General features: G+C 45.0%; 1 protein-coding gene. It reads right to left on the bottom strand.

Going from position 1 to position 1,508, the window contains the following annotated elements:
* A partial coding sequence (locus AX677_RS04675; RefSeq protein WP_156445985.1) for an isopeptide-forming domain-containing fimbrial protein occupies window positions 1–1,508 on the bottom strand: 1,508 nt, incomplete at both ends.

Here is a 1,508-nt window from a genome sequence, read left to right as displayed (position 1 = left end):
TTGGTGGAGTTACCGGAACTTCGTTAGAGTCCTTCGTCACACCTGGTCTGTTAGGGAAGCCTACTGTATAAGAGGCCTTATTCGGAATAGAAGCTTTTCCTTCTTTCACATATCCAGAAAGGTTGGCACCCTCACGAATCTTCGCATCAAAGGTCAAGTTCACTGCCTTGCCACCATTTGCCTTCACTTGTTCTTCTGTCAAGGTCAACGTGATGGTTTGACCATCTACCTTAATCTGCTTCGCATCCAAGGCTTCGCCATTCAGGCTCGCACTTGCTTGACCAACAAAGCTCAATACATCTACCAAGCTATCATGAACTTCAAAGGCTGTCGCATCTACTGGAACACTTGTGTTCACATGGTAGGTGAAGCTGTCCTCACGGTTCGCTAAAGTTTCCTCTGGCTTACCATTCACATCCTTCTTGATTTCTGGTTCATTCGGTGTCGGTGGAGTCACTGGAACTGGTTTCGAACTTTGTTCCGTGCCTGGATCATTGTTGAAATTGTACTTGGCTGTATTCTGAATACGGGTAACGCCATCTTTCTCAATATACTCTGAGAGATTTGCGCCTTCCTTGATCTTAGCCTTGAAGCTTACATGAACAGACTTGCCTCCATGTGCTTTCGCTTCTGCTTCCGTCAATTTAACCGTAATCTTTTGACCCTTGATCTCAATATGGCTGCTATCTAAGGCTTGACCATCTACAGTCGCACTTGCTTGGCCATTCTCACCTGAGAACTCAAGGACTTTCTCAATCGTATCGTAAACCGCAAATCCAGTCACATCCAATGGAACCTGCGTATCAATCGTGTAAGTGAACTCTTCACCACGATCTGACAATGTGGCAGATGCTGCATCATTCACTTTCTTCTCGATTGGTGGGTTCTCTGGACTTGGTGGAGTTACTGGAACGATATTGGAATCTTTCGTAACACCTGGGTTATTCGGGAAGTCTACCCGGTAAGTAGCCTTGTTTGGAATCTCAGTCTTGTCTTTCTTCTTATAAGATGACAAGTTCGCACCCTCACGAATCTTCGCCGCAAAGCTCAGGCTTACTTCTTTACCACCATTCGCTTTCACTTGTTCTTCTGTCAGTGAAACCGTAATGGTTTGACCGTTAATAGAAATCCGGTCAGATTCCAATGGTTGACCATTCAAGCTTGCCGTCGCACGGCCTGTACCTTCCGCAAATTCCAGAACACCTTCTAATTCATCCATCACGCTAAACGCTGTCGCATCAAACGGTACTTTCGTTGTTACATGATATGTGAATTCATCATTCCGGTTGCTTAAGGTTTCCTCTTCCTTACCATTGACATCCTTCTTAATCTCAGGTTGTTCTGGGCTCGGTGGAGTCACTGGAACGATATTAGAATCTTTATGAACACCTGGCTGATGTGGGAAGGAAGCATCGTAAGAAGCTTGGTTTGGAATCTCAGTTTTATTGTCTTTTGTGACATAAGCTGAAAGGTTGGCATTCTCACGAATCTTCGCTTGGAAGCTCAGA

Source organism: Streptococcus sp. CCH8-C6 (assembly GCF_001557225.1).
In the GTDB taxonomy this organism is placed as follows: domain Bacteria; phylum Bacillota; class Bacilli; order Lactobacillales; family Streptococcaceae; genus Streptococcus; species Streptococcus sanguinis_C.
The sequence above is the reverse complement of the archived record's forward strand: the minus strand, read 5'-3'. Positions and strand labels throughout refer to the sequence as shown.